We start from the raw sequence: 23,909 nt of genomic DNA, 5'->3' as shown, positions 1-23,909 counted from the left end.
TTTAGAACTTGTATTGAAAACCAACGGCATACACTTCATCACTCAAAGCATCAAAAGGAAGTGACCCTTTGGCATAACTAACATAAAACCCAGAAGTAGTTTGTAAAGCCATAACAAAGTAAAAGTGCTCATCAAGTTTAGCAGCTTTGATCGCAGCACTAGCGTCAATTTCTTTGTAGTAACGAATGTTCGCATTAAAGAAAATATTTTCCTGTTCAATTCTCGAAACAAAAGTTCGGAAGCTAGATTCAAATCTCATACGAGGAAAAGGATCTAAGTTTCCAACAATGGCTTGTCTGTTAAAATCATTGATAGGATTTACAGAGTTGATTCCGGCAGAGAGAGTAGGGATGGTAGAACCATAAGGTTGAAACTTGCTGTCGGTTCCAACAATCCATCTGATAAGCGCAAAAGGATAATCCAAAATATTTAGCTTGGATAATGTACTGTTCTTATCCCAAGATTTAGCACCTAAGGAAAGATCTGCAGAGTATACAAACTGTTTCTTTGTGAAATCTTGATTGGACTCCAAACTTAATTTAGGCCCGAAAGCAATATAATATTGATTTGAAAATTTTAAATACTCCCCAAATTCTGTCCAGAGCTTTTGAGCTTCAGGACTGTTTGGGTCTTTCATTGTGACAAGCTTGTCTTCAATCTGATTAAGCTTTGTAAAAATGGCAGTATCTTTTTGCTTAACTACTCCACCTTTAAACATGGTGAAGCTATAGTCTAAAGAAGTTTCTAAGAAATCATTTGGATTTACATTCCGATTAAAAGCAACATTACCATTGAGTTTAAAACTAAGGGTGTTGGAAATACGACCATTGTCTTTTTTTACAAAATTGGAATAATTAAAATTAAAATCGTAGGAAAAACCTAAGGCCGATGAACTGTTGTTGATACTTTGAAATGTTTTGAATTGTATATTTAGGTCATTCAAAAAATCCCATCGTGTACTATCTTTTTTAATAGCATAATCGATAAGTGATTTCCAGGCATCGTTATACAATTGCGGATTGTTTAGTGTTCCGTTTAAGACATCTTTGATGGCTTCATTACTCAAACCTCTTAAAGACAAAGACTTTACAGTCTCATCTAATTGAGAACCGTTAAATTGAGCATAAGAGCCAAAGCTCATGAAGAGCAGAGCGATAAGGATTAGCGTTTTTTTCATAATATAATGTTTATTCTCCCCAAAATTTATACGATGCATCTACCTGAGAAGCGAGGTCTTGTACTTGCTTTGTTTTATCCGTTAAAATTGTGATCATACCGGACAAAGCTTGTGCATGGTCTACACCCGGCTCATATTGAGCTCCTCTTCCGTTGATAAAAATATTATCCAATTGATCTGCTACCATCTTAGCTTCATCAGATAATTGATCAGCATCTGCAAGTTGGTTGTAAAATGTAAGGTCGTTCATATACAATGCACCACTGTCGTCAAAATTGGTAACTAATTGTTGCATAGAGTAAAGAGAAGTCCAAAGAGTTTTGCAAGCTCTGTTGGTTGTAGTCCAAATAGCCATAACTTTATAGTATTGAATGTTTTAAGTTGAAGTTTTAAAGTTACAGCACAGACTGTAGATAAAAATGCGTATTTCTGCGTGTTTTTTTGCAGAATAGCGCATATAAAAAAAAGCACTGATCTAATCAGTGCTTTTTTAATCTTTATTGATGTAAAGATTATTGGATTGATACGTTTTGGAACGTGATGTTTAAATCATTAGACCCACCTGTAGCTGATCCAAAGTTATCAGAATCATCAGTTGTAGTAGGCTCGTGAATTAATTGAATTCTAACACTACCTGTACTAGCAGCTCCTGCTATCCATGTAGTTTTTACACCTAATTTAGACCCGCCTGCACCATCTACATCATCATTATCTCTAGTCATAGTTAAGTTAATACCATTTACAGCATATACAAAAAAGTGCTCATCTCCTTCAGGAATGATATCTCCATTTAATACATCTTCTGCAGGAGTTTCTGAAGAGTTTTGTATAGAAAGTGTTAAAGCGTATGTAGCACCTGCAGTAAAGTTTCCTTGAACGTCATTTGTAAAAGTACCATCTTGTCCATCAGGAGCATTATTTGTCAATACAACAGTATCATTTGCATTTGCAACATTTGTAAAAGTTAATACTACGTCAGTAATTAATTCTTCTTCATTAACTGGTTCCGGATCATCATTGTCATTACAAGACACAAATGATGTTACAAGTGCTAAGCAAAGTACAGCACGAATAAAAAATTTACTTGTTTTCATAAAATTTAAATTTAGAGTATTAATGTTTATAGTTTTCATATTTGAATTGTTTAGTTTAAAAATTTAGTTGTAATTGAAGTGTTATATTTCGTCCTAAATCGTCCGCATAAAAGCGCAAACGATTTAAATAGTTCCTGTACGAAGTATCGAGTAAATTGTTAACTCCGATAGCAACATTTAATTTGGTTTTATCACCTAAATTGAACGTAGCATCGCTATAAAAATGCAGTAGATGATAAGCGGAAGGAGGAGAGCTAATGTCTATCAAAATCATATCTCCTGTTAACTGATCTTCTACTTCGAAATTAAAATCAGGGAATTTATTTTGTTCAAAAACCCATTCAGACTTTAAACTAGCAGAAAAGTTATGCCACTTTTTATTACTGTAAGTAATCTGATTAACAGTATTAAAAGGAGGCATATCTATGAGAGGTAAATCTGTTTTCCTATCGTTACCTCTAATAAATGCCATCTTATTTTGAAATTGCCATGCATCTGTGATTTCATAGGTTGTAGTGAGATCAAAACCAAAAATTTCTGCATTGGTTTGTTCATATGCCCATATAGGAAAAGGACCTCTGGTGGTTACTAAGAAATCAAAGGGTCTTAGGTAAATATAGTCTCGTATACTATTGTAAAAGGCTTCTGCTAACAAACTAAACTTTGATGACCCGTAAACATAGGATGCAGAAATCCTATTAGAAACCTCTTGGTCAAATCTAAGATCACCTAACTCAAATCTAGCTGCAGAATGGTGTAATCCATCACTAAATAATTCCGAAGGATTAGGAGGTCTGCTAGCCAATGCATAATTTCCTAAAATATAACTTCGTTCGTTTAGATTGTATTTTAAACCAGCGGAAGCCGATATGTTATGGTAATTAAATATTGGGTTGGCTAAAAGTTGAGTGGCTAGCTGTTCTATAACGATGTCTGCAAAATCCTGATCATAGCCACGCTCTAACCATCTAGAAATACGGTAAAACTTTTTAGCATCAATTCTATTAAAGTCATAACGTATTCCGGCATCAACAATTAAGTTGTCGTTTAAGCGCTTTTCTGTAGTAACATACGCGCCAAAATCGTACTTGTCATAATCAGGAATTAGACGCCTTACACCAGTATCTGGATTAGCGAAATTATTCTGATAACGACCTAAAACTCCAAAATTGATTTTTCGATCCGGGTTTACATCTATAATTACATCTGCTAAAATGGAATGGGTTTGTAAAGAAAGATCAACAGCAGGAGTATTCCTTCTATCGCCTATTCGTACGTCAAACTCTAACCTTCTGTTATTTTGATAATCGTACTGTAGATTTACCTTTCCAAATTCTTGAAAACGTTTGAAGTAATTTACTTTTACCAGATGATGTTTGATGCTTTGTTTTGGTACATCTATATGGTAGCTAAAATCTTCGATCAAAAAAGGTTGACCAGTATTAATAGCTTCACGTAGGTCAAAAACATTACCAATATGAGAAGCTCCTAAGATTCCAATTTCATTATCTAAGAAGCTATAGTAAAGCTCAAAACCAGATTTATATGTCTTTTTCCCTAATCTAAGAGAAAAACCTTTTGAGTCTAAACCTGTATTGGTTAAATTATAATCAGGTGCTTTAAAGTCACCATTTCTCTTATAGCTACCTTGAAATTGAGTAAACCATCCTGAACTATAATTTTTACTTAACCAAGTAGATACATTGTACCCTCTTCCGTTGCTCTGACCTCCAATGATGGTTTTTCCGGATAATGTGTCTTTTAAAATTATTCGAGCAGGGTTTAAAACAACAACTCCACCTATGGCGTCACCACCATAAGCTAAAGCACCGGAGCCTTTGATAACAGATATTTGATTTGCTGAGTTTACATCAATACTTGGAGCGTGCTCGATACCCCATTCTTGATCTTGCAAACGAACACCACTGTTCATGATAATCAATCGACTACCATGCATTCCGTTAATCATAGGTTTCACAATAGTATTTCCGGTGTTAATTGATGATACACCCGGTATTTCCTTTAGAACATCTCCTAAAGATTGCGAACTATATTGTTCTATGATGTCAGTTTTTAAAACAGATTCTTGAGCTGTTTTTGTTTTTTTAGCAACTTCACTTTTTACAGCAACTTCGTTAAGTTCTTCTACATGATGTTCTAATCGAATTTCTATAAAAGATTTTTTTTGTACATCAATTTGAATTCTTTTGGTATCACATGATACATGAGATACGATCAACCAATATTTCTTTTTGCAAAGATTTTTCAAAACAAAGTTTCCTTTTTCATCAGTAACAGCATATTGTTTTGAGCTTTCAACTTGGATTGTCGCACCATAAATAGGGATCCCATCGTGAAAATCTTTCACGAGACCTTTGAAACTTATATTACAATCTTGGGCTTGTGCTAAGGTAGATATACATACCATAGCAATGACCCAGTATAACTTTTTGATCATTAATTAATATTTTAACTTATAGATAATTTGGGCAGAGGTCTTACAGGGAAGGAGGGCCTCTTAGAGAAAAAGATAAGTGTTTGTAATCCTTATAGAAGTTATAAAGATTTACTTGCTCACAAGTAGTATTGACAAGTGGTATAGTGTAAGAAAAATTACAAACGAATGCACTAGATTCAAACTGTAAATGACATAAAGTACAATCAACATCCTCAGCATGGAAATGCTGCTCTGAATCATGAGTACAACACTCATATTGATGATGAGAGTCAAAAGCATGAACAACCTGAATTATTGCCGGTATAAAGAGCAATAAGGTGACAAAAAGGATGCTATGTTTTCTTAGTTTTTCTATGACTTCTTATTGTTATTACGTACTATTCTCATGTTTAGGAACTCAACTCCTAATGAAAAAGCGATCGCAAAATACAAATAACCTTTTGGAATACTGCCTATAGAGTTGTTAAAAATAACAGTGTGCGATAAGTGAGCACCTTCTGCTATGAGCATAAACCCAATAAGAATCAGGAAAGAAAGGGCTAACATTTGAATGGTTGGGTTCTTGCTTACAAACTTGTTTACAGGATTTGCAAAACCCATCATAATGATCATTGAGATCACTACTGCGATAACCATAATAGTTAAAGCTCCCTCAATACCATTGGTCATTCCTACTGCTGTTAATATAGAATCAAAGGAGAATACAATGTCGATAAGTATAATCTGAAAAATTACACTTTTAAAGGTAGCAATCTTTGTAGGCTCGTCATGCTTTTGCACACTTTCTTCCATCTTTTCTCTAATCTCTTTGGTACTCTTGTACAATAAGAATAACCCTCCTAAGAATAGAATAATACTTTGAATACTTACTCCGGCCTGCAACCAGGAAGTATCAATAGTAAAGATAGGATCTTTTAATGCCACTAAATAAGAAACACTTAAAAGCAATGCCACTCTGGTAATCATAGCGAGTGACAAACCTAATAAAGTTGCTTTTTTTCTTTGTTGTTCAGGAAGTTTATTGGCAGAAATAGAAATGAAAATAATATTATCTACCCCTAAAACAATCTCTAAAAAAGTTAGTGTAAGTAAAGCTACCCAAGTATCAACCTGCAAAAATATCTCCATACATTATTTTACTTTATAAACCTTACCGTCTTGTTTGAATTTCGAATATCCAATCTTAGCACTAAACTCATACGAATCATCAGAAATCTTAGTGATCTGAACAAAGATAGGATCTTTATCAGTATCATTTTTAGGAGATTTCATACGAAGCGTGTAGAAGAAATTGTTTTTCCACTTAATATACAAAGTATCTATTCTCTTTGTTTCTCTTTGAAATACTCCAGAATCTGTAGAGATTTCAGCAAACTTGGTGTACTCTTCAATTTGTAGACTGTCTACTCTAGTAATAATGGTTTTGCTATATCCTTTTCCGGCCGGAATCTCAAAAACTCCTTTTTTAAATCGATCTGCATCACCTTTCATTTCAGGCTGGCAAGCAGAAAAAAGGATAGCTAATAGCAAAAAGTAAAATAACTTCTTCATTAAATACCTGTATAATTTGACGGTGTAATAACTTTTAATTCATTTTTGATCTCATCAGAAACATCTAATGAATCAATAAAATTTGCAATAGATCGTTGGTTGATCTTCTCATTGGTTCTGGTCAATCCTTTTAAGGCTTCATAAGGGTTTGGATATCCCTCACGTCTTAAAATGGTTTGAATAGCTTCAGCTACAACAGCCCAGTTGTTTTCTAAATCTTCTTCAAACTTTTCTGCATTCAATAACAGTTTGTTCAACCCTTTTAAAGTTGAAGTAAATCCAATGATCGTATGACCAAAAGGAACTCCTGCATTTCTTAATACAGTACTATCTGTTAAATCTCTCTGCATTCTGGAGATAGGAAGCTTTCTTGATAAATGTTCAAAAATAGCGTTAGCAATACCTAGGTTTCCTTCAGAATTTTCAAAATCAATAGGATTTACCTTATGAGGCATAGCCGATGATCCTACTTCTCCTTTTTTGATCTTTTGCTTGAAATAATCCATGGCTACATAGGTCCAGATATCTCTATCTAGATCGATCAAAATCGTATTGATACGTTTCAATCCATCAAATAAAGAAGCCATATGGTCGTAGTGCTCTATTTGTGTTGTTGGGAATGAATGATACAATCCTAACTTTTCATTCACAAAACTAGCTCCAAAAGCTTTCCAATCAGTAGAAGGGTAAGCTACTTTATGAGCATTGTAATTTCCGGTAGCACCTCCAAACTTAGCGGCATTCGGAATTTCTTTTACAAATTTGATTTGTTCCTCCAAACGAGTTATAAATACTTCAATTTCTTTTCCTAATCGAGTAGGGGAAGCCGGTTGTCCGTGAGTTCTGGCCAACATAGAAACATCTTTCCACTCAATAGCCAACTCTTTTAATTTGGTTAAAACATTTTCAAACTCAGGAAGATAAACATCTGCAACAGCTTCTTTGATAGACAAAGGAACGGCTGTGTTGTTGATATCTTGAGAGGTCAACCCAAAATGAATGAACTCTTTATATTTTTCTAATTGTAGACTATCAAACTTCTCTTTGATAAAGTACTCTACAGCTTTTACATCATGGTTGGTTACCTTCTCAATATCTTTGATCTTTTGAGCATCTTCAGCAGAAAAATCCTCATAGATCTTCTTGAGTTCTGGAAATAATGAGTGATCAAAATCTGCTAATTGAGGTAAAGGAATTTCGCATAGAGCAATAAAATATTCGATCTCTACTAAAACGCGATACTTGATTAAAGCCTCTTCTGAAAAATAATTGGCTAATTGAGCTACTTTTCCGCGATATCTTCCATCAATTGGTGATATTGCATTGAGCTGAGTTAAATTCATATTTAGGTGTTGTGTTGAAAAGCACAAAAATAAAAATTACTGAAGTGATAACCATCATAAAAATGAATTATCTGTACACTTTTCGCTTTAAAATTCTCACTTCATTTTTCTTTTCGAGATTTTTAATGACTCTAATAACGGTTTCTACCCTTAATCCCAAAAGGTCAGCTATTTGCTGGCGGGTATGTTCTACTTGAAAAGCAAACTTTTCCGGAGTTTTATGAACCTCGTGTTTTAGGTAGTCTATAAAGCGTAAAACCCGATGTTCTGGCTCATGACTGGAAATTTCTGTAGCTATAATGGCTTTGTAGTACAAGCGATTTGCCAGTGCTTTGGTAACGTTCAAATGAATATCCGGATTTTTGTACAGAAGTTCTAACAAGGCTTCTTTTGGGAGTGCAAGTATGGTAGTATCTGTAATTGCCTCTGCATTTGCAGGATAAGTAATATCTGCAAAGAGAGGAGGTTCGCCAAAACTTTGATCTTTGTAAAAGATTCCTTGAATAAATTCTTTGCCATCCTCATTATAGTTGTTCATCTTTACAACTCCATTGAGGATCTGATAATAATAACGTGCGTAATCTTGTTCAGAAAAGATTCTGTCATTTTTTTGATAGTCTTTTTCAAGAGCACCGAATTGAATAAGAAGTTCTTTGTGGATCATTATGATTCAGGTCATAAACGCTTCATAGCGTAAATATATACTTTTGAAGCGTAAAATAATTTTTTAGATGAGTACAAGAAGAGAAATAACAAATAGAGACGATGTTTTTTTATTGGTATCAACATTCTACAATAAGATCAAGAAAGACGATTTTATTGGACCTATCTTTTTAGAAACCATACCTGAAGACGAATGGGATCCGCATATAGATAAATTAACCGGTTTTTGGGAGTCTACCTTGTTTTATAAAAGAGCTTACAAAGGAAACCCGATGAAAGCACATATTGATGTTGATACTCATTTCGAAAATTCAATTACGCAAAAACACTTTGGAAAATGGCTTGAGCTGTGGTTTTCTACTGTTGACTCTTTGTTTGTTGGAGATAAAGCACATGAAGCCAAAGAAAGAGCAAGAAATATTGCATCCTTACTCTTTCTAAGGATTTTTGAAGCTAGAAAACTATTAAAAGACTAATTGATAACCAATTAGTAAAATATTCAAACTCATATTGATAATAAATGCCCAGCTAATGGTCTTAAATGATCGTTGACTGATAGCTGTTACATTTGCTCCCATAGCTGCTGTAGTGGCTAGCATTAAAATAAAAAAGGAATTGTTATCTACCGCCAAAGCTGCTGTAATGGAAGCTATTCCGGTTCCAAACATGATCAAGGCTATTGAGATTCCGATCGAATTACTTTTTTCTTTCTCTATAAGTTTATTGATTCTCTTAACGAGATTGAGTTTTTGAGATTTCCTCTCTTTTTTAATAACTGAATGTGATATTGTTGTATGCATAGGTATTGGATTTATACAACAAAGTTATTTCTGACTCAGAACTTAATTTATGACCTCAGTCATAAACGAAATTTAGCGAGAGCGATGCTTTTCTATGGCATCTAAAATATGTCTGCCTCTGGCTTTACAACCTTTACTTTCATGAACAATTTTTGTTCTGATAAGATGTTCTAACTCAGGATGCACCCAATCTTTTCCGGGTAAGGTTCCAAAATAGAACAAAGTAGTCATTGTATAAGCTCTTACAGCAATTTTTTGAGGAGTAATTAACCAATCAAAACCGGTTTCAATAATAGTTTCAATGTGCTGGTCCTTTAAAGATTCTTTAACCAGATTTTCTTTTTTGTTTGTGTAGGCAACAGCGAGATGTTCACATATCTTAGCACAGGGTCTTATAGAACTATCGAAACGAAGAGAGCTAATCTGTTGAGTAAATTGATCTAAATGAGGAAGGATAAGGTTTAGATCGTTATGAGTACAAAGCCACTCCAATACCCAAGCAGCTTTGATAGAAGATTTATCATCCACCAAAAAAGTGATGTCAACTAAAGGAGCCATTAATTCGATCTGCTCAGATACAATATTTGCAACTCTTTGACGGTTATCTCTTTTAGCAGTACGTAGGTTGTTTAACTGTTCTAATAAATAATCTCTACTCATGGGATTCGTTTCAAAAATGTATATTTACCCTAAAGAATAAAACTGATGCTAAAGATAAAAAGACTCATTTCTCTTTCTCTATTGTTCGCTGTTTTTTTTGGAAGCTTCAAGCTGAATGCTCAAAGAATCAATCAGTTTGATAAAAATAAGAAGAGAACAGGAATCTGGAAAAAATATTATCCTAACAAGAGAATACGCTATGTAGGGCAATTCAAAGATGGGAAAGAAGTGGGGACTTTTAAGTATTACGACATATCTACGTCAAAGCATCCTACAATTATCAAAGAATTTTCAGTAAACTCTGACTCTGCTTTTGTAAAATTTTACACGTTAAAAGGAAAGCTTCGTTCCAAAGGATACATGGTTGGAAAGAAAAGAGTAGGAAAGTGGATGTATTATTTTTCTAACGGAAAGACCTTTTCAGAAGAAGCTTATCTAGATGGTAAACTGGAAGGAGATCTAAAGAATTATTACCCTAATGGTAAAATGTTAGAACATACACAGTACCAGAACGGAAAGAAAAATGGATTTTCTAAGAAATACTCAGATGGAGGTGTGTTGATTGAAGAAGTGAATTATGTGAATGGTATTTTGAATGGAGAAGGAAAGTACTACGAGTTGAATGGAGATCTTAAAGAGGAAGGGGTTTATAGAGATGGAAAGAGACACGGAAAATGGGAATTCTATATTGGAGGAAAAAAGGTAACTCGAAAGCAACGACAAGACGAAAACAAATTCAATAAAAAAGATGCGAAGAAGAAACAAGAAGAGAATAAGCAGAAAAGCTAATGTGCTGCTTTCACTTTTTGCAATTCTAATACTAAGTTGTGAAAAGCAAAATTCTTTGGGAGTAGAAGGACTCTGGCTTGTAGAAAAGGTACAGGTTGGAGAAAATTCGATGACGCCAATTGCACGTTGGATGAGGTTTCTCCCAGATAATACACAGACTTCTGGAAATGGTTGGCTACAACATTCATCAGGAACTTGGTCTTTAAAAGGAGATCAACTTGAAGTTGTAGATGCCAATGGAATTAGAGATACTTTTGGAGCTCTTACACTTACCTTGAGTGATAGCAAAATGCAATGGAAAAGAGTTGAAGAAGGACAAGAAGTCACGATCTCACTAAAAAGGATCGACAAAATCCCACAATCTGAAGGAAACAAGTTGATAGGTCTTTGGAAGTTAATTCAGGCTACTGATCAAGGGAATGACATTACTGCCGTTGTAAATCCAGACAATAAATCGATGATACATCTTCGTTGGGACAATATGTATGTACAGCATAATATGCCAACAGGAAAAGTGTACGGAACCTACAGAGTGCACGCGCACAAGCAAGAAATTCAAATGGTAAACTATGGAAATCCATCCCAATTCAGCTTTTGGAACTTTACTTTAGAAGACAAAAAACTAAAGCTGATCTCAACCGATCAAAAGTCTGAAATGGTATTTGAAAGAATACATCAATTTATTCAATAGAAACATCAATTCTTTCCATTAGAAGATCACCTACATTTTCGTAAATTTGCACCGAAATAGAAATAAATGAAACGAGTAGTTGTTGGACTTTCTGGAGGTGTAGATAGTAGTGTTACTGCTTATTTACTAAAAGAGCAAGGATATGAGGTTATAGGTCTTTTCATGAAGAATTGGCATGATGACTCTGTAACTATATCTAATGAATGTCCGTGGTTGGAAGACAGTAATGATGCACTGATCGTAGCGGAAAAATTAGGAATCCCTTTTCAAGTAGTAGATCTTAGTGAACAATACAAAGAGCGTATTGTAGACTATATGTTTGATGAATACGAAAAAGGAAGAACTCCTAATCCGGATGTGTTGTGTAACAGAGAGATCAAATTTGATGTGTTTATGGACATCGCTTTGAACTTGGGAGCCGATTATGTAGCAACAGGACATTACTGTAGAAAAGAAGAAGAGATTATTGATGGAAAGCCTGTGTACAAGTTACTGGCAGGAAAAGACAACAATAAAGATCAATCGTATTTCTTATGCCAACTTTCACAAGAGCAATTGTCTAAAGCGTTATTCCCGATAGGCGAATTTACCAAACCAGAGGTTAGAGAAATTGCGAAAGAAGCTGATTTAATTACGGCAGAAAAGAAAGATTCTCAAGGGCTGTGTTTCATTGGAAAAGTAAGACTTCCGGAGTTTTTACAGCAAAAATTGCAACCCAAAGAAGGAGTGATCGTACAAGTAGCCAATGATGCTAATGTGTACGAAAGAGAAATTCCTGCATTTCAATCAAAGCAAGAAGAGTTGGGCTTTTACGCTACAAAATATCAGTACGAACAAACTGATGGAAAAGTTGTAGGAAAACATCAAGGAGCTCACTATTTTACAAAAGGACAAAGAAAAGGATTGGCAGTAGGCGGAACCAAAGAACCTTTGTTTGTGATAGAAACAGATGTCAATGAAAATATCATCTATACAGGTGAAGGTAAAAACCACAAAGGATTGTATAGAAGCGTTTTGTTTGTAAGTAATGACGAAGAACATTGGATACGTGAAGACTTGCAATTAGAGCCTCATCAAACAATGGAAGTTCAAGCTAGAATTCGATATCGTCAACCTTTAGAGAAAGCTACTTTGTACAAAGTAGAGAATGGATTGTTTGTAGAATTTGAGAATCCACAATCTGCTATTCAAGAAGGACAATTTGTAGCCTGGTATCAAGGAGAAGAGTTGCTAGGTTCAGGGGTGATCTCTTAAAAAACTGATACTCAAAAGTAAAGAGAAGTCAATAATGGATTGCTATTTATCTGAATAGAAAAATTCTGTACAGATATACCTTTCCTTTAGATTTCTTTGTTAGCTTTACGTCCATATAATGAACAAGATTACTGAACTTTTTAATATAGAATACCCCGTTGTTCAAGGAGGAATGATTTGGGTAAGCGGTTGGAAACTGGCTTCTGCTGTTTCCAATGCAGGTGGATTGGGACTTATTGGTTCCGGTTCTATGTATCCTCATGTACTAAGAGAGCACATTCAGAAATGTAAAAAAGCAACGGATAAACCTTTTGGAGTGAATGTTCCTATGCTATATCCTCAAATAGAGGAAATCATGGATATCATTGTAGAAGAAGGCGTAAAGATTGTTTTTACATCAGCAGGAAACCCAAAAACATGGACTTCTTTTCTGAAGGAAAAAGGTATTACAGTAGTACATGTAGTTAGTTCAGTAAAATTTGCTCAAAAAGCTGAAGCTGCCGGAGTAGACGCTGTTGTTTGCGAAGGTTTTGAAGCCGGAGGGCACAATGGGCGTGAAGAAACTACTACGTTTACGTTGATTCCTATGGTAAAGGAAGGTGTAAATATTCCTGTAATTGCAGCCGGAGGAATCGGTAACGGACGTGGTATGCTAGCTGCCATGGTTTTAGGAGCTGATGGAGTTCAGATTGGAAGTAGATTTGCGGCAACTCAAGAATCTTCCGCTCATGATAAATTCAAGCAAGTTATTGTTGATGTAAAAGACGGTGATACACATTTAACCTTAAAAGAGTTAGCACCGGTTCGTTTGGTGAAAAATCATTTTTACAACCAAGTACAAGAACTGTATCAGCAAAACCCAACTATTGAAGAGATCAAAGAGTTGCTAGGTAGAGCCAGAGCCAAAAAAGGAATGTTTGAAGGCGATTTGGAAAACGGCGAATTAGAAATTGGTCAAATTGCCGGTATCATTCACGAGATCAAACCTGCAAAGCAAGTTCTGGAAGAAATCATCAAAGAATACGAAGAGGTTAAAGCAAACCTATGATTCGTTTTGCATCCTTAATCGTCTAACACCTGCCCAAACTAACAACAAGGCAAAAAATATTTTAAAGGCAATAAAACCATACTTATTGTCCATAGTGTAATCTAAGAAGATACGGTAAGTTTCCAGGTCTTTGAAAAAAAGGATGAAACCATCTACCAACCAAGCAACAGCTGCTATAAAGTAAATGTAGGGTAGTATTTTTCCCATAGTTATTTTACAGGTATTTTAATGTGATATAATTTTCGACTTTTGTTGTTGAGCTTGTTTTCTCGCAACCAAGGGTTGTGAAGTTTTAACTCTTTATAATTGGTGCCAAACTTTTTGGCAAAAGAAGCAATATTAGCAATAGCTGTGTCTACTTTTACACTTCTGGTAGGAGGTAAGATGTACAAATCTTCCTTTTCAAACTCAAAACCATAATTTTTTGGGTTGGATAAAATCTCTTTTAAGGCTACAATTCTAAAAACATAACGAGATGTTTCAGAATTCAACAAAAGATCATAATAATCATCAACCTGTTGTGTTTTTAATCTTCTTGAAATACGGGCGTTTCCTGCATTGTAAGCAGCAGCAGCTAACGTCCAACTTCCAAAACGCTCTTTAGATTTCTTTAAATATTCGGCAGCTACTTTGGTTGCCAATTCTAAGTTGTAGCGCTCATCAACATTTCTATTCACCTCTAAACCATATTCTTTGGCAGAAGAACGTAAAAAGTGCCAAAATCCTGATGCTCCGGCAGGAGAGGAGTTGTTTTGCAATCCACTTTCAGCAACCGCTAAATATTTGAAATCATCAGGAATACCATATTTCTTTAATAACGGCTCAATAATCGGAAAATACTTATGTGCTCTTTTAATAAGCAACAAGCCATTAGACTGCCAATAAGTGTTTACCAACAGCTCACGATCCATTCTTTCTTTGATATCGTGACGTTCGGTAGGAACCTTTTCTCCGGCAAATGTCAATCCTTTCGGAATCTTTAAAGCCTTTATTTTATAGGTTTCTGCTGTATTCTTTTCTGGGCCAACATCTGAAATATAGACCGCATTCAAAAAGAAAAAAGATAATATGGTAGTTGAAAAAAATCCTAGGTTACGTATTGTTTTCTGCATGTATTTCCCCCTTATGTAATTAAAAACCTAAAATTAAGAAATTGTTAAAGATGATTCAAGTTAAATGATTCCTAATAATTTGTGAAATCGTTTTGGCTTTCATTAAAATCATAGCGTGGGTTCCTTTTTCAACAGGGATAAAGTCTTTGATATGCTTATGAGGAAAGACATGATCATCTGTTCCTTGGATATGTATAATGTTTTCAGAAGGAGCCTCTTGTTTCCAATGTAGCACATTGTAAATAGCCCATTTCATATAATCTGCATTTCTAACGGAAAGATACATTTTGTATAATTCGGCTCTTTTCTTCAGGAAATCTCCAAAGAAATATTTGGTGTACTCTTCTAGATTTTCTGCAATCTTAGCAGGAAACAATTTGTAAGCTCTTGTATCTCTAATTACCTTAAGACGATTGGGAAGTTCATGATGTGATTTAATGCTGGAAACAATAATAACACGCTCTGTAGGAATGATCTTACTCATTTCCTGTACAATCATCCCTCCAAAAGAAACTCCCATCAAGATAGGATTTTCATGCTTTATTTCATCGCAAATACGAGTAGCATACTCTTGAATGGATTCGTTCAAAGAAAGAGGCATTTTCCATTCCAGTAAATGAATTTCAAACTCATCTTCAGGCAAAGAAATGTATTCAAATATTTTAGAGCTGGCTCCTAATCCGGGAAAACAATAGAGGTGTTGTTTAGACATTATTCTAAAGACTTAAGATAGTTCTACAGATTCTTTTACAAAATCAAAACGAACCAACCCATCTTCATCAATATTTGTCAAAGTCACTTTGTGCAAAGTATTTACCAATTCCGGATTCCAAGGAGTTTTTACTTTTACGTAATTCTCTGTAAATCCATGAATGTACCCTTCTTTGTTCTCACTTTCAAAAAGAACAGTCAATGTATTTCCTATCTGACTTTCATAGAATGCTCTACGTTTTTTAGCAGACAAACCTCTTAGCATTTTACTACGCTTGGCACGAACATTCTTTGGAACAACACACTCCATAAGAACAGCCTCTGTATTAGGGCGTTCAGAGTAGGTAAAGACATGAAGGTAAGAAATGTCCATATCGTTCAGATAATTGTAAGTTTCTAGAAAGTGTTCGTCAGTTTCACCCGGAAATCCAACAATCACATCTACACCTATACAAGCATTGGGCATTACCTCTTTTATTTTGGTAACCCTATTTGTATATACCTTACGTAGATATCTACGTTTCATCTTCTTCAAGAGATCATCACTACCACTTTGTAGTGGAATGTGAAAATGAGGTACAAATGTTTCAGAATTGGCAACAAAGTCAATGGTCTCGTCTTTCAGTAGGTTTGGCTCTATGGAAGAAATACGCAAACGATGAATTCCGTCTACCTTATCCAAAGCCTGAACTAACTCTAGAAAAGTATGTTCATGTTTTTTATTCCCAAACTCACCTTTACCATAATCACCAATATTTACTCCTGTTAAAACGATCTCTTTGATTCCCTTTTCAGAAATTTCTTTGGCATTTTTCAATACATTTTCCAATGTATCGCTACGTGAGATTCCACGAGCTAAAGGAATGGTACAGTAAGTACACTTATAATCGCAACCATCTTGTACTTTCAAGAAAGCTCTGGTACGATCTCCAATAGAGTAAGAACCTACATAAAAATCAGCATCAGAAATTTCACAAGAATGAACTTCTCCAACTTGATTTTTAGTCAGATCATTGATATAACTGGTTACATTGAATTTTTCTGTAGCTCCTAAAACCAGATCAACACCATCAACTGAAGCTAACTCTTCGGGTTTTAATTGTGCATAACATCCTACAGCAATTAAAAAAGCATCGTCATTTTTCTTCAAAGCAGAACGAACGATGGTTTTAAATCGTTTGTCTGCGTTATCCGTAACTGAACAGGTGTTAATTACATACACATCTGCCTTTTCCTCAAAGTTAACACGCTCAAATCCTTCATTCACAAAACTACGAGCAATAGTAGAGGTTTCAGAGAAATTGAGTTTACAACCTAAAGTATAAAAAGCTACTTTTTTATCTGCATTCATTCTTGTACATTTAAAGGCGCACAAAGTTACGATAATTCTTAGAATTCAAATGAACACACAAATCATTTTTGAGACAGAAAGATTGATAGTCAGAAGATTGCAAGTAGGTGATTTAGAGCCTTTTCACGAAATGCAAGCAAGTTATAATGTAATGCGATTTGTGAGACCTACTGCAATGACCCGAGAAGAGAATGAAAAAGAGTTACCGGATCTTATCAGAAAGTATGATGAAAAAGACAATGAGTTTTGGATTTATGCCATTGAAAGAAAATCTGACAATGCTTTTATAGGAACTTGTGCTTTGGTAAAAGACGATAATAGGGATGATGAAATAGGATACCGTTTTTTACAGAAATATTGGGGCATGGGTTATGGTTATGAAGTTTGTGAAGGCTTGATCGGATATTGCAAGTCTATTAGCATGCCTAAATTAATTGGTTTTGTAGCTGATGAAAATATAGCTTCTGCCAAGATTCTTCAAAAGTGTAATTTTAAAGAAGTAGGAAAACACATTGATCCTCAATTAAATATTCCAGAAACCAAATACGAATTAGTCTTATGATTGTTAGTCATCTTCAACCTCCATATTATGCTGTTATTTTCACCTCATTGCTAACTGATGATCTTACAGATTACCTAGAAACAGCCGAACGTATGGAAGAGTTGGCAAAACAGCAAGATGGGTATTTAGGAATTGAATATGCCAGAGAGGAGTTAGGGATTACAGTTTCTTATTGGAGAGACCTAGAGGCAATTCAACGATGGAAAAGTGATGTAGAACATACTGAAGCCAGAAATAGGGGAAGAGGACAATGGTACAAACAATACCAATTACGAATCTGTAGAGTAGAGAGAGAATATGGGTTTGAGAAATAGTTGCTACATACTACTATTTATGCTGAGTTTCTTTGCATGCCAGCAAAGAGAATCAAACTTTTCTGATACGGAAGTCTTTCGATATAACGAACATTCGAACATTACTTCGTTAGACCCGGCTTTTGCAAGAGATCAACGTAATATTTGGGCAACAAATCAGTTGTATAACGGATTGGTTCAATTGGATGATAGCTTGCATGTAAAACCAAGTATTGCCAGTTCTTGGACAATTTCTGAAGATGGAAGAACCTATACATTCGCTCTTAGAAAAGACATTTATTTTCATAAGCATAGCCTCTTTGGAAAAGATTCTACAAGACTTGTAAATGCCAATGATTTCGAATATAGTTTTCAGAGATTATTAGACGCTAAAGTAGCTTCTCCCGGTGGATGGGTTTTGCAAAATGTAGAAAGTTTTCAAGCGAAGAACGATTCGATTTTTGAGGTTCAATTAAAGCAAGCCTTTCCTCCATTTCTAGGACTGTTAGCGATGAAATATTGTTCTGTTGTTCCTAAAGAAGCAGTAGATTATTTTGGAAGTGAGTTTCGAGCAAACCCGATTGGAACCGGACCTTTTCAGTTCAAGTTATGGGTAGAGAATACCAAATTGGTATTGAGAAAGAACACTCATTATTTTGAGAAAGATGCCTCAGGGAATAATCTACCTTATTTAGAAGCTGTAGCCGTTACTTTTTTACCGGATAAGCAAAGTGAATTCTTACAATTCATTCAAGGGAATTTAGATTTTATGAAAAGCTTAGACGCTTCTTATAAAGACGATATCATTACTACCGAAGGGAAATTACAAAAGAAGTATGAAGGTGATATTACAATGCAAACCGGAGCTTATTTGAATACAGAATATCTTGGAATTTTCTTAGAAGGAGAAGAGAAAACACTTCAAAATAAATTGTTGCGTAAGGCGATCAACTATGGTTTTGACAGAAAGAAAATGATCCGATACCTGAGAAATGGAATTGGAACTCCGGCCGAAAATGGATTTATCCCTAAGGGATTACCCTCTTTTAATGCTCAAAAAGGATATGAATACGATCTTGAAAAAGCAAAAGATCTTTTGGCTCAGTTTCAAAAAGAAACTGGAAATACGAACCCAAAGATTACGATCACTACCAATAGCAATTACCTGGATCTATGTGAATTCATACAAAGAGAACTAGAAAAGATTGGTTTGTCTGTGGTAGTAGATGTGATTCCTCCATCTACATTACGACAAGGGAAAGCCAATGGAAAGCTGCCTATTTTTAGAGCCAGTTGGATTGCAGATTATCCTGATGCCGAGAATTACCTTTCTTTATTCTACAGCAAGAATTTTGCTCCCAACGGACCTAACTATACGCACTTTAAAAATGATGCTTTTGATCAATTGTATGAAAAGTCTATTTCTGAAGTAGACGTAGAGAAAAGATATGGTTTGTATCAAAAAATGGACAGCATTTTAATAGATGAGGCTCCTGTAATTCCTTTGTATTATGATCAGGTAATTCGTTTTACCCGCAAGAATGTGCAAGGATTGGGAATTAATCCTGTGGATCTATTGGATCTAAGAAGGGTGAAAAAAGAGAAATAAGCTATTCAAAATCCTTTTTTAAACTTATTCTTGCCATAATAGGGAAGTGGTCTGAATACTTCACATCAAAATTTTGAAAATGATGTACTTCAAAATGCGTGTCCGGTAAAATAAAATCGATACGAAGAGGATAACTGTAGTCAAAGGTTTTTCCTAATCCTTTTCCGGCTACTTTAAACGCATCTTGCTTATCCTTTGCTATTTGCCTGTATACCCAAGAAAAAGCAGTATTGTTAAAATCACCTGTGATGATACTTTTTCCTCTCCATGATGCTTGGTGCTCTAAAAAGATTTCTGTTTGAATGGCTTGCTGTTTAAAGGCTTTTTTCATCCGTTTCATCAATCGATCAGAATTCTCCTCACCAAAATTCTCTTGATCAGGTTTTATTCCAAATGACTCCAAGTGAATATTGTATATTCTAATGGTATCCATACCTTTTACAATATCTGTGAAGATGATATTGTTAGATGTATTCTGAAGATCTAAAGACCCTGAATTCACTATAGGGAACTTAGAATAGGTAGCCATACCAAACTTATTCTTTTTAGCTTTTGTTTTTATGTATTGGTATGGGAAGTCGATCTGAATATTTTCTCCGTGATAAAACTCTTGTATGGTTAGAATATCAGGATCTTGGTTTTTGATGAAATCATACATCTTAGAAGCTATAGAGTCGTTGGTATTCCAACCATAATGATTGAACATTTTTACATTATAACTCATAATCTTAAGATCATCATTCATCAGAATTTCCTTACCACTTAATTTGTATACATGCCCTAGATAGCCATATCCTACTAAAACAACAAAAGTTGAAAGGAAGAACTCTTTTTTTAAGCGTAGGACCCAGTAGATAGCGAAAAGAATGTTCGCCAAGATCATGATCGGTACAAATAGACTCAGAATAGCTAAAATAGGAGCTCTTTCAGGTGAGATATACGGTAAAATATATGACAGCAATAAAACAACAGCAACAATTGTGTTGATTAAAAATATAAAGCGGTTTGAAAGGGTTTTGGATTTCTTTTTCATAGCGGGTTTCTATTTTCCTTGTTTAAACAGAAACTCTTTTTCTTCCTTGGTTAGTGTATCGTAACCGGATTTACTGATCTTATCCAGTATATCGTCTATCTTCTGTTGCTTGTCAGATTTTACATGTTTTGGCTGCGGAGCAGGTCTTCTTCTTTTAGATTTATGTACAGTTTTTAAAGGCTTTTCTTTTCTTTTAAAAAGGTTTGAAAAAGACCCAAAGATATTAAGCTTCTTATTGCTAGCCTGCCTCACATAAAGAAAACCAAACAAAGCACCTCCTAAGTGAGAAATATGACCACCACCATTCTTTAAGCTTGACATTTGTAATAAATCTATAATAATAAAGAAGGCTGCCAAATGCCAAACTTTTATAGGACCGATAAATCGGAAGTGTATCTTATAATTTGGAATGTATGTAGCTGTTCCAATAATGATTGCAGAAACCCCGGCTGAAGCACCCACCATAGAACCTAATTTTCCTTCAAAAACAGGAAAGAAATTATAGCTAAGCATATAAGCGAGTCCGCCAAAGACAGTTCCTAACAAGTAAAAATTCAATAATTGTTTAGGCGTAAAATAATCGAGGAATAATCTACCGAAAATGTACAACCATAAAAGATTGAAAAGAATATGCATAAATCCTCCGTGAAAGAATCCGTAAGTAACAATAGTCCACGGTCTGGTAATCCAAATCTCAAATGAAGAAGATAGTGCAAACCAATCGCCAATAAAATCGGGTTTGCTGTCAAACAAGCCAGAAAAGGATCCTAATAGTAAGGTAACAATAAACACAGCAATATTAATGTAGATCAATTGCTCTACAATGCTGCCATTTCTAAATCGTATTTGTAGATCTTTTAAAATACTCATCTAGTTCCAGCGATTAAATTGCCTTTTTTTCCAATATCTCATTATTATAAAACCAATTGCCATACCGCTGAGGTGACCTAAATGAGCCACATTGTCCCAAGAGAATGAAGCAAATTCCATAGAAAGTTCATAAATGATCAAAAGAGGAATAAAATATTTTGCTTTGATCGGTATAGGCAAAAAGATCAACATCAACTCTGTATTTGGAAATAAGATTCCAAAAGCCATTAACAAACCGGCAATTGCTCCTGAAGCTCCTAAAGTAGGAACATTGATCAACTCATTTAAAAAGCCTAATTGAGGATCTGTATAATTTCTACCATTTAAAATAATTTCAGCTCCTTGCGTGAGGATCAAATTAATCTGTTCTTGTGAGTATTCGGTAAGTGCTGCATTGATTTGAAAATACTTGATCAATAAGTATAAAATAGCAGAACCAACACCTGTTAAGAAGTAAAATGTTAGAAATTTTTTCTTTCCCCAAATATTTTCCAATACACTACCAAACATCCATAATGCGAACATGTTGAATGCTATGTGCATAAAACTTCCATGCATAAACATGTAAGTTACTAATTGCCAAATTTTAAAGTTTGGACTTTCAGTTGAGAACATGGCGAAAAACTCAACCATTAATCCATTGTCGACCAAATAATAGGTAGCAATGTAAAATATTACATTTAAAATTATTAAGTGTTTAACTGATTCAGTAAGTCTATTCATGTTAGCCTTGGAATAATTGGTCTATTTCGTTTAATGTTAATGTTTTAAAAGTAGCTCTTCCATCCGGTGCTATAGAAGGCTCTTTGCAAGAAAACAGGTTGTTAACCAGGTTTTCCTGTTCTTTTTGAGATAAATACGTTCCGGTTTTAATAGCCAATGATTTGGCAAATGACTTAGCCATCACATCAAAAGGATTGTAATTTGTATCCGGAACATCCAAATCTACATTCGCCAGTAACTCTTCTAAAACGTTTGTAATCTTACTTTCTGATATAGACGGAGGAGTTCCCTTGATTGTTACAGATTCTTTGGTGAATTCATCAAAATCAAATCCTACACTCTCTAAATCAGATTTTAAGGTATAAATAGTTTCTATTTCGGCAGAAGAGAATGAAATTGTAATAGGAAATAACAACTGTTGACTGCTTACCTCTTTTACCGTAATGCTCTCTAAGAATTCTTCATATAAAACTCTCTGATGTGCCAAAGATTGGTGAATTAATACCACACCAGACTTGATAGAGCTCAACAAGTATTTCTTTTGAATTTGAAAAGTTTTATTTGCTTGATGATGCTCTGAAGTTGTTTCAAAAAGATCTTCTTGTTCTACTTTTTCTTCAGTAGCTACATATAAACTTTCCCAACTTGTCGTTTCTTTTTTCGGAACATACGTACTACCAACGCTACTGCTGCTTTCTCTTTTTGTTTCTGTCTTAAAAGGATTGAAAGTAGGATCTACCGTGATTTTTGGCGTAGAAGGAACGGATGTCTTTTTACTAAAATCGTAAGGAGTATCCAAGTTCGAATCTCTGTTAAAATCTAATACAGGAGCAATACTGTATTGCCCTAAGCTATGCTTTACAGTAGCTCTTAAAATTGCATACAATGCTTTTTCATCATCAAATTTCACTTCTGTTTTTGTAGGGTGAATATTGATGTCAATACTTTTGGTAGGTACTTTTAAGTATAAAAAGTAGGAGGGATGTGATCCTTGCTCCAATAAACCATCAAAAGCAGCAACAACTGCATGATGCAAGTAAGGACTTTTTACAAAGCGATCATTGACAAAGAAAAATTGTTCTCCTCTTTTTTTCTTGGCATATTCAGGTTTTGCAACAAATCCGGAAATAGAGATCATTTCAGTTTCTTCTTCTATAGGAACTAATTTTTCGTTCATTTTAGATCCAAAAATAGAAACCACTCTCTTTCTTAGATTGCTTTCACTTAATCTATATACCTCGTTGCTATTATGATGTAAGCTAAATGTAATTTCAGGATGTGCCAAAGAAATTCGTTGAAACTCGTCAATAATATGACGCGTTTCTACCGTATCTGATTTTAAGAAGTTTCTTCTGGCCGGAATGTTATAGAATAAATTTTTGACAGAAATACTAGTGCCCGTTGGCGTGGAAGCCATTTCCTGATAGGTAACCTTGCTTCCTTCTATCTTTAAATGTGTTCCTAATTCTTGATCTTCCTGCTTGGTTTTCATTTCAACATGTGCAATCGCTGCAATAGAAGCTAACGCTTCTCCTCTAAAACCTTTGGTGTGCAATTGAAACAAATCTTCTGCAGCTCGAATCTTTGATGTAGCATGACGTTCAAAGCTTAATCGAGCATCTGTAACACTCATTCCTTTTCCATCATCAATTACCTGAATTAATGTTTTTCCAGCATCTTTTAAGATGAGTTTGATACAAGAAGCACCTGCATCGATAGAATTTTCAAGTAATTCTTTGACCACTGAAGCTGGGCGTTGCACGACCTCTCCCGCAGCTATTTGGTTGGCTACATGGTCTGGTAATAGCTGAATGATGTCTGACATTAGTTTTCTAGAAATATGGATAGATCAAAATCTATGATGTATAAAAATATAAAAACCAAGACAGCTACAATGATAAGAATGGTCTTATTTACTCCTTTGCTATCTGAACTTTTCAACTCTTCTATTGCGTTGACAAGTTTGGTCTTTAAACCTTTATTTTTTCCTGTTGTAGTTCTGTATTCATCAAATTTATGACGGATCTCATACGGATTTCCTTCCCCTTTATAATACCTGGGTTTGTATTCAAATTTTTTATACGACCGTCTTAAAAACTTCATAATAAAAGATAAAT

27 protein-coding genes are annotated in these 23,909 nt (G+C 34.7%); 8 read left to right on the top strand and 19 right to left on the bottom strand.

Features of this window, described 5'->3' with window-relative positions:
* Position 1: 1 nt before the first annotated feature.
* The 8 genes from ACFSRZ_RS11345 to ACFSRZ_RS11310 all read right to left on the bottom strand — a co-directional run bounded on the left by ACFSRZ_RS11345 (position 2) and on the right by ACFSRZ_RS11310 (position 8,287).
* Positions 2-1,177 (bottom strand): hypothetical protein, encoded by a 1,176-nt coding sequence (locus ACFSRZ_RS11345; RefSeq protein WP_379666675.1) that lies wholly within the window; start codon positions 1,175-1,177, stop codon positions 2-4.
* Between the two features lie 10 nt (positions 1,178-1,187).
* Positions 1,188-1,532, bottom strand: coding sequence for a hypothetical protein (locus ACFSRZ_RS11340; RefSeq protein WP_379666674.1), 345 nt, complete (start codon positions 1,530-1,532; stop codon positions 1,188-1,190).
* A gap of 157 nt (positions 1,533-1,689) precedes the next feature.
* A complete protein-coding gene (locus ACFSRZ_RS11335) occupies positions 1,690-2,271 on the bottom strand; it encodes a type 1 periplasmic binding fold superfamily protein (protein ID WP_379666673.1) in 582 nt (193 codons plus the stop codon).
* Positions 2,272-2,326: 55 nt separating this feature from the next.
* Positions 2,327-4,729, bottom strand: coding sequence for a TonB-dependent receptor (locus ACFSRZ_RS11330; protein ID WP_379666672.1), 2,403 nt, complete (start codon positions 4,727-4,729; stop codon positions 2,327-2,329).
* Positions 4,730-5,080: 351 nt separating this feature from the next.
* Positions 5,081-5,857, bottom strand: coding sequence for a TerC family protein (locus ACFSRZ_RS11325; protein WP_379666671.1), 777 nt, complete (start codon positions 5,855-5,857; stop codon positions 5,081-5,083).
* A gap of 3 nt (positions 5,858-5,860) precedes the next feature.
* Positions 5,861-6,280 (bottom strand): hypothetical protein, encoded by a 420-nt coding sequence (locus ACFSRZ_RS11320; RefSeq protein ID WP_379666670.1) that lies wholly within the window; start codon positions 6,278-6,280, stop codon positions 5,861-5,863.
* On the bottom strand, positions 6,280-7,623 hold the full coding sequence (gene purB, locus ACFSRZ_RS11315) for an adenylosuccinate lyase (RefSeq protein WP_379666669.1): 1,344 nt from the start codon (positions 7,621-7,623) through the stop codon (positions 6,280-6,282). Before purB ends, ACFSRZ_RS11320 begins: the two co-directional genes overlap by 1 nt.
* Positions 7,624-7,690: 67 nt before the next feature.
* Positions 7,691-8,287: a Crp/Fnr family transcriptional regulator gene (locus tag ACFSRZ_RS11310; protein WP_379666668.1), complete on the bottom strand. Its 597-nt coding sequence runs from the start codon at positions 8,285-8,287 to the stop codon at positions 7,691-7,693.
* Between the two features lie 67 nt (positions 8,288-8,354).
* Between ACFSRZ_RS11310 and ACFSRZ_RS11305 the strand changes: the two genes are divergently transcribed.
* Positions 8,355-8,762, top strand: coding sequence for a group III truncated hemoglobin (locus tag ACFSRZ_RS11305; protein ID WP_379666667.1), 408 nt, complete (start codon positions 8,355-8,357; stop codon positions 8,760-8,762).
* Here ACFSRZ_RS11305 and ACFSRZ_RS11300 read toward each other — a convergent pair.
* Positions 8,751-9,086, bottom strand: coding sequence for a hypothetical protein (locus ACFSRZ_RS11300; RefSeq protein WP_379666666.1), 336 nt, complete (start codon positions 9,084-9,086; stop codon positions 8,751-8,753). The genes ACFSRZ_RS11305 and ACFSRZ_RS11300 overlap by 12 nt on opposite strands.
* Before the next feature lie 72 nt (positions 9,087-9,158).
* A complete protein-coding gene (locus ACFSRZ_RS11295; RefSeq protein WP_379666665.1) occupies positions 9,159-9,746 on the bottom strand; it encodes an adenylosuccinate lyase in 588 nt (195 codons plus the stop codon).
* Between the two features lie 45 nt (positions 9,747-9,791).
* Here ACFSRZ_RS11295 and ACFSRZ_RS11290 point away from each other — a divergent pair, with 45 nt between their 5' ends.
* The 4 genes from ACFSRZ_RS11290 (at position 9,792) to ACFSRZ_RS11275 (ending at position 13,528) form a co-directional block, all read left to right on the top strand.
* On the top strand, positions 9,792-10,535 hold the full coding sequence (locus ACFSRZ_RS11290; RefSeq protein WP_379666664.1) for a toxin-antitoxin system YwqK family antitoxin: 744 nt from the start codon (positions 9,792-9,794) through the stop codon (positions 10,533-10,535).
* Entirely contained in the window at positions 10,495-11,226 is a 732-nt protein-coding gene (locus ACFSRZ_RS11285; RefSeq protein WP_379666771.1) for a hypothetical protein, read from the top strand. The genes ACFSRZ_RS11290 and ACFSRZ_RS11285 overlap by 41 nt, the downstream gene beginning before the upstream one ends.
* A gap of 66 nt (positions 11,227-11,292) precedes the next feature.
* Positions 11,293-12,480, top strand: coding sequence for a tRNA 2-thiouridine(34) synthase MnmA (mnmA, locus tag ACFSRZ_RS11280; protein ID WP_379666663.1), 1,188 nt, complete (start codon positions 11,293-11,295; stop codon positions 12,478-12,480).
* 118 nt (positions 12,481-12,598) lie between these two features.
* On the top strand, positions 12,599-13,528 hold the full coding sequence (locus tag ACFSRZ_RS11275; RefSeq protein WP_379666662.1) for an NAD(P)H-dependent flavin oxidoreductase: 930 nt from the start codon (positions 12,599-12,601) through the stop codon (positions 13,526-13,528).
* Here the strand turns inward: ACFSRZ_RS11275 and ACFSRZ_RS11270 are convergent.
* From ACFSRZ_RS11270 to mtaB, 4 genes are read right to left on the bottom strand one after another with little or no spacing between them, the layout of a single operon-like run.
* Positions 13,523-13,735, bottom strand: a complete 213-nt coding sequence (locus ACFSRZ_RS11270) for a hypothetical protein (protein ID WP_379666661.1) — start codon at positions 13,733-13,735, stop codon at positions 13,523-13,525. The genes ACFSRZ_RS11275 and ACFSRZ_RS11270 overlap by 6 nt on opposite strands.
* Positions 13,736-13,737: 2 nt before the next feature.
* On the bottom strand, positions 13,738-14,640 hold the full coding sequence (locus tag ACFSRZ_RS11265) for a lytic transglycosylase domain-containing protein (protein WP_379666660.1): 903 nt from the start codon (positions 14,638-14,640) through the stop codon (positions 13,738-13,740).
* Positions 14,641-14,695: 55 nt separating this feature from the next.
* Complete coding sequence (locus tag ACFSRZ_RS11260; RefSeq protein ID WP_379666659.1) at positions 14,696-15,352, bottom strand: alpha/beta hydrolase; 657 nt, start codon at positions 15,350-15,352, stop codon at positions 14,696-14,698.
* Between the two features lie 12 nt (positions 15,353-15,364).
* A complete protein-coding gene (gene mtaB, locus ACFSRZ_RS11255; RefSeq protein WP_379666658.1) occupies positions 15,365-16,702 on the bottom strand; it encodes a tRNA (N(6)-L-threonylcarbamoyladenosine(37)-C(2))-methylthiotransferase MtaB in 1,338 nt (445 codons plus the stop codon).
* Positions 16,703-16,751: 49 nt separating this feature from the next.
* Here mtaB and ACFSRZ_RS11250 point away from each other — a divergent pair, with 49 nt between their 5' ends.
* Genes ACFSRZ_RS11250 through ACFSRZ_RS11240 form a run of 3 tightly spaced genes read left to right on the top strand, consistent with a single transcriptional unit; the run spans position 16,752 to position 19,166 of the window.
* Positions 16,752-17,264 carry a GNAT family N-acetyltransferase gene (locus ACFSRZ_RS11250; RefSeq protein WP_379666657.1) on the top strand — a complete coding sequence of 171 codons (513 nt, stop codon included), beginning with the start codon at positions 16,752-16,754 and terminating at the stop codon, positions 17,262-17,264.
* A complete protein-coding gene (locus ACFSRZ_RS11245) occupies positions 17,261-17,578 on the top strand; it encodes an antibiotic biosynthesis monooxygenase family protein (RefSeq protein ID WP_379666656.1) in 318 nt (105 codons plus the stop codon). Before ACFSRZ_RS11250 ends, ACFSRZ_RS11245 begins: the two co-directional genes overlap by 4 nt.
* 19 nt (positions 17,579-17,597) lie before the next feature.
* Positions 17,598-19,166, top strand: coding sequence for an ABC transporter substrate-binding protein (locus ACFSRZ_RS11240; protein WP_379666655.1), 1,569 nt, complete (start codon positions 17,598-17,600; stop codon positions 19,164-19,166).
* A gap of 1 nt (position 19,167) precedes the next feature.
* Here ACFSRZ_RS11240 and ACFSRZ_RS11235 read toward each other — a convergent pair whose 3' ends face one another.
* Genes ACFSRZ_RS11235 through ACFSRZ_RS11215 form a run of 5 tightly spaced genes read right to left on the bottom strand, consistent with a single transcriptional unit; the run spans position 19,168 to position 23,895 of the window.
* On the bottom strand, positions 19,168-20,199 hold the full coding sequence (locus ACFSRZ_RS11235; RefSeq protein ID WP_379666654.1) for an endonuclease/exonuclease/phosphatase family protein: 1,032 nt from the start codon (positions 20,197-20,199) through the stop codon (positions 19,168-19,170).
* Positions 20,200-20,208: 9 nt separating this feature from the next.
* On the bottom strand, positions 20,209-21,069 hold the full coding sequence (locus ACFSRZ_RS11230; RefSeq protein WP_379666653.1) for a rhomboid family intramembrane serine protease: 861 nt from the start codon (positions 21,067-21,069) through the stop codon (positions 20,209-20,211).
* Positions 21,070-21,792: a rhomboid family intramembrane serine protease gene (locus tag ACFSRZ_RS11225; protein ID WP_379666652.1), complete on the bottom strand. Its 723-nt coding sequence runs from the start codon at positions 21,790-21,792 to the stop codon at positions 21,070-21,072. It abuts the gene before it with no gap.
* Position 21,793: 1 nt separating this feature from the next.
* Positions 21,794-23,617, bottom strand: coding sequence for a DNA mismatch repair endonuclease MutL (gene mutL, locus ACFSRZ_RS11220; RefSeq protein WP_379666651.1), 1,824 nt, complete (start codon positions 23,615-23,617; stop codon positions 21,794-21,796).
* Entirely contained in the window at positions 23,617-23,895 is a 279-nt protein-coding gene (locus ACFSRZ_RS11215) for a riboflavin synthase subunit beta (protein ID WP_379666650.1), read from the bottom strand. Before ACFSRZ_RS11215 ends, mutL begins: the two co-directional genes overlap by 1 nt.
* Positions 23,896-23,909: the final 14 nt, after the last annotated feature.

It is taken from the genome of Pseudotenacibaculum haliotis, from assembly GCF_042684245.1.
GTDB classification, from domain to species: Bacteria; Bacteroidota; Bacteroidia; order Flavobacteriales; family Flavobacteriaceae; genus Polaribacter; species Polaribacter haliotis_A.
This window is presented reverse-complemented; position numbering and strand designations above follow the sequence as displayed.